This is a genomic window from Coleofasciculus sp. F4-SAH-05 (assembly GCF_040222985.1).
GTDB classification, from domain to species: domain Bacteria; phylum Cyanobacteriota; class Cyanobacteriia; order Cyanobacteriales; family Coleofasciculaceae; genus Coleofasciculus; species Coleofasciculus chthonoplastes.
In genome coordinates this window covers 1-4,581 of sequence record NZ_JAVKBY010000276.1, presented here as the reverse complement: position 1 = coordinate 4,581, position 4,581 = coordinate 1, and the positions used below count along the sequence as shown (strand labels likewise).

3 protein-coding genes and 2 pseudogenes are annotated in these 4,581 nt (G+C 46.6%); 3 read left to right on the top strand and 2 right to left on the bottom strand.

All coding sequences use genetic code 11. From position 1 onward, the window contains the following. Window positions 1–290: 290 nt before the first annotated feature. Window positions 291–1,589, bottom strand: a complete 1,299-nt coding sequence (gene eno / locus RIG27_RS33715) for a phosphopyruvate hydratase (protein ID WP_446351389.1) — start codon at window positions 1,587–1,589, stop codon at window positions 291–293. A 228-nt stretch (window positions 1,590–1,817) separates the two neighbouring features. On the opposite strand from eno, the pseudogene RIG27_RS33710 reads away from it, so the two are divergent. The 3 genes and pseudogenes from RIG27_RS33710 to RIG27_RS33700 form a co-directional block, all read left to right on the top strand. Continuing rightward, a pseudogene (locus RIG27_RS33710) lies at window positions 1,818–2,105 on the top strand (recombinase family protein); the annotation flags it as partial. 883 nt (window positions 2,106–2,988) lie between these two features. Next, a pseudogene (locus RIG27_RS33705) lies at window positions 2,989–3,033 on the top strand (hypothetical protein); the annotation flags it as partial. A gap of 51 nt (window positions 3,034–3,084) precedes the next feature. Further along, window positions 3,085–3,384 carry a hypothetical protein gene (locus RIG27_RS33700; RefSeq protein ID WP_446351390.1) on the top strand — a complete coding sequence of 100 codons (300 nt, stop codon included), beginning with the start codon at window positions 3,085–3,087 and terminating at the stop codon, window positions 3,382–3,384. Between the two features lie 134 nt (window positions 3,385–3,518). On the opposite strand, the gene RIG27_RS33695 is transcribed toward RIG27_RS33700, so the two are convergent. After that, on the bottom strand, window positions 3,519–4,581 hold a 1,063-nt coding region (locus tag RIG27_RS33695), incomplete at its 5' end, for a calcium-binding protein (protein WP_446351388.1).

The following is a 4,581-nucleotide window of genomic DNA, read 5'->3' as shown; positions in this document are numbered from 1 at the left end:
TAATTTAACGATTAATAGATTCAATGCCACTAATTTTAATAAGAAAGAAAAATCAAAAAAAGACAAGCTAAACCTGGGAATGACTAATCGGCAAGAAATTCAGCTTTTTTGCAGCTATAAATTAAGCAAAGAGTTGGGATTAAAAATATTTTTTAATCGAGAGAATTGAAACTCGCAAAAAAACGGTTTTGATCAGCAAAGATTTGGCTTTTATTGTGGTATATTTTTTGAAAATGAAAACCCCCTGGGGGAACGAGGGGGGTCCGGAGTTGGGCTATGGGAAATCGGGATTATTTGGCAATTTTGGGTCCCATCCCAATCTTACTGGCATAGATGGCGCGATCGCCGAGTTCGTCTTCTATCCGGAGTAGGCGGTTGTATTTGGCAACTCGTTCACTGCGACAGAGGGAACCGGTTTTGATTTGACCCGCACGAGTGGCGACGGCTAAATCCGCGATCGTGGTATCTTCGGTTTCGCCAGAACGGTGAGAGATAACCGAACGGAAGCCATTGCGAGTGGCAAGTTCAATGGTTTCTAAGGTTTCGGTTAATGATCCGATTTGATTGAGCTTAATTAGGATCGAATTCCCAGCCGCTAAATCAATTCCCTTTTGCAAGCGAGTGGGGTTGGTGACAAATAAATCATCGCCAACTAATTGGATGCGAGACCCAAGTTTTTCCGTCAGCAGTTTCCAATTATCCCAATCGTCTTCATGTAAGCCATCTTCAATGGAAACAATCGGATATTGACTGACTAATTGATCCAGATAATCAATAAGTTCACTCGGGGCGTGAGATGAGCCTTCATAGAGATATTGCCCATCTTTGTAAAATTCACTGGCGGCGACATCCATGGCTAACGCCACTTGTTCCCCTGGTTTATACCCAGCTTTTTCGATAGCAGCAATTAGAAATTCCAAAGCGGCTTTATTGGACTCTAAGTTCGGCGCATAGCCCCCTTCATCACCCACACCCGATAGCAGCTTTTTCTCTTTCAAGACTTGGGAGAGGGCGGCGAATACTTCCGCCCCCCAACGCAGCGCGTCTTGAAAGGTATCAGCACCCACCGGGACAATCATAAACTCCTGAAAGTCTACATTATTATCCGCATGGGCACCACCGTTAATTACATTCATTAACGGAACCGGGAGAAGATTGGCAAGGGGGCCACCTAGATAGCGATACAGGGGAAGTTGCAATTCATTCGCGGCGGCTTTGGCATTGGCGAGAGAAACTGCCAGGATAGCATTGGCACCCAGTTCATTTTTATTTTGGGTTCCATCCCGATAAATCATCGTCTGGTCAACGGTGGCTTGGTCTAGGGCGTCCATGTCCAGGAGTTCGGGGGTGATTTTCTCTTTGATGTTACGGACAGCCTTGAGGACGCCTTTACCGTTGTAGCGATGAGAATCACCATCTCGCAGTTCGTGGGCTTCAAAGGAGCCGGTAGAGGCACCACTAGGAACTTGTGCCAATCCCAGGGCACCACTGGCGAGGCGAACTTCGGCTTCCACGGTGGGACGTCCCCGCGAGTCGAGAATTTCTCTGGCGTCAATGGCTTCAATTGGGGCTTCGGGTTTATCTAACATGGTTTTTCCTCTAAGTTGCAATGACTCCAGGGTTCAGGATACGTCTGAAGTCGTGGACAAACAAGTGGGCTTAAGGAAGTTTTCGATCCCCAGCGCTGATATCCGGACTCCGGTTGCGGTTCGACAGATCACCTAAAATCTGCTTAAATCTATGCATAACTTATTATGTGGTTGTTATGCATAGATTAGAAGATCTAGTTCAAATTGGGGAAGCTGCCAAGATTCGGGGTGTTAGAGCTTTACTGCCAGCAACACGGATGGGAATCGGTCTACACACTAAAAGATATTGGTTCAGGACTGAACTATAAGAAGCGTGGTTTGCTGAAGTTGATTGACTTGCTTCAGCGCAATGAGGTGGAACGGTTGCTGATCACCGACAAAGATCGACTGTTGCGGTTTGGGTCTGAACTAATCTTTGCACTCTGCGAAAACAACGCAACGGAGATCATTATCCTGAACAAGCCAGTGAACCAAGAGCCAGAGCAAGAGCTTGTCGAGGACGTTCTGGCGGTCATTACGGTGATGTCGGCTCGACTATACGGGAAGCGGTCACGTCGCAACTTAAAGGCGATGCAAGCAATCTACCGCCGCACAAAAGACGAACCATCGCGTTCTAAGTTGCTGGATTTGATACACAATGACCCAACCTCTGATCCTTGGCTGCATCGGGTGTTTCGTACTCAATACCAGCGCGGACACACCTTTGTTCGTAACCAGATTGTTTACCAAGGTGGCGGTTACACCTGCAAGGGACTCACCCGCAATACAGTCAAACTGGAAGTTCAAGGACTAGAGAAAGGTAAGCGGATTACGCTAAAGCTGAAATGCCGTCATACCGTGTCTGGACAGATTCGACTAATCTGCAATGAAGACGGTCAACTAGAAGTCCATTGCACTCGAAAAAGAATGCTGAGTCCTTCCACGCTCCAGGTAGAGCAAGAAATTGGTATCGACAAGGGATATACTGAAGCGTTCTACACCTCGGATGGGGACAGCATTGCAGGTGGACTCGGACATCTTATGACCGAAAAAACGAAGCGCATCACCCGCACAAATCGCAACCGCTACAGATTACGTTTTCATGCCAAAAATAACCCAGAAAAGTCAGCAATGATTCTAAAGAACAATCTGGGTTACAAAGTCAAATCGCGCAAACTTAAACGTGAAAAGGCAACCATTCAAAATTTCATTCGCAAAGATTTAAGGCGAGTCATCACCTCACCGATTCGCATCTTTGCAGAAGACCTCACCTCGCCTATCAAAGGAAAGCAGCAAGCGAAGCCAATTAATCGCTTTCTTGACCAATGGATGAAAGGTGAGTTACAAGCTTCAACCCTTGAAGATCGCATTGGAGACTGGATCAACTGTGTCTGTGGTGAATCCAGCTTATACGTCGCAAATGTGTTCTCGTACCGGGACGTTATTGGGTCAACGGGATGGGGATCGTTTTATCTGTTATACAGGGGACGTAATTCAAGCAGACAAAAACGCTGCATTGAACATTCTGCATCGCGGCTCTGATAGCGAGATTACTCGCTTTCTGAAATATGCAGAAGTCCGCACCATTTTACTGGTGCGGACGGTTCGATACTTAGCTTCGATTGGAAAGTCTGTATCTGAAGCTCTAAACTTGGGTTGGCTAAACCTTAAGTTTAGAGCAGAAGCGTTACGACTTGAAGCGGAGTATCACAAGTGCGGGGTGCTAGGTACGGTTAAGCTCCGGTGGGTGGGAGAAGTGCCTTGCTTCACCAACGTCCCTAACGACAACCATCAACGGATGAAACCAGCAATATGAGACACTTCTAGCTTATCTACATAGATTTGCAGAGATTTAGTTCACCCCTCACAGACACAGAAACAAATCATTGAATGGAGTCCTCTGATGGGAAAGGAAACCAAGGGGAGAGCGCAGCGTAACGCACCTTCCCGCTAAATCATCACAAAATCTCCCTGACTCATTTGACTAGCTTGAACGCCCAGGAGGGTAACTAACACTGCACCACTGTTATTGTCATGAATCAACGTATAATCTTCAACTTGCTCAATCCGCAGTTGGTTAAACGTCAAACCCGAGCCCAACGCCAAGGAATCTTCACTAACTTTAAAATCAACAATCGTATCCATTCCTGCACCCAAATTTAACAGGAATTGATCCGCACCTTCATCGCCATGAAGTTCATCAACTCCCGCACCACCACTGAGAAAATCATCCCCAGCACCGCCGACTAAAATATCCATGGAATCGCCGCCGATCAGCGTATCATTTCCTTGATCACCAAATAACCAATCAATCCCATCACCGCCGTAGAGACGATCATTTCCACCATCACCCCGAATTAGATTAAACCCACTATTACCAGAGAGAATATCATCACCCTCATTGCCAAAAAGTTGATCATTCCCGAAACCGCCTTGAATCCGATCCTCACCCATACCGCCATAGATGATATCGTCGCCGTACTCACCGATGAGTTTGTCGTTTCCGCTATCACCCCAAAGATAATCGTTCCCATCGCCACCACTGAGAAAGTCATCCGCTGCACCCCCGCGCAATTCATCGTTACCCATCAATCCCAGGAGGATATCCTCTCCACTTCCACCTATCAGGCTGTCATGATTCGCTGTACCAAATAGGGTTAAGTTGTTAACTGGATTAACGGTAATCGTAACGGTGGCGGTATCCGTATCTTGTCCATCGGTAATCGTGTAATTAAAGCTATCATCACCACTAAATCCAGCGGCGGGAGTATAGAGAAGATAGTCGTCAGTTGAGTCATTGGGAGTTCCCCGTTGATCACGAGTAATTGTACCCCCATTGGTGGAGAAGATATCAAAGGTATCGATATATAAGGTATCGCCATCCAGGATATCGGTCAAGAAACCGGGTTTCTTTGGGTCAAATATTGATATGGCGTTGTCATCCTGAGGAGAAACCCGGTTTCTGGGAATATTCGACCGACGATCTAGGATATCACTATCATTACTGAGGACA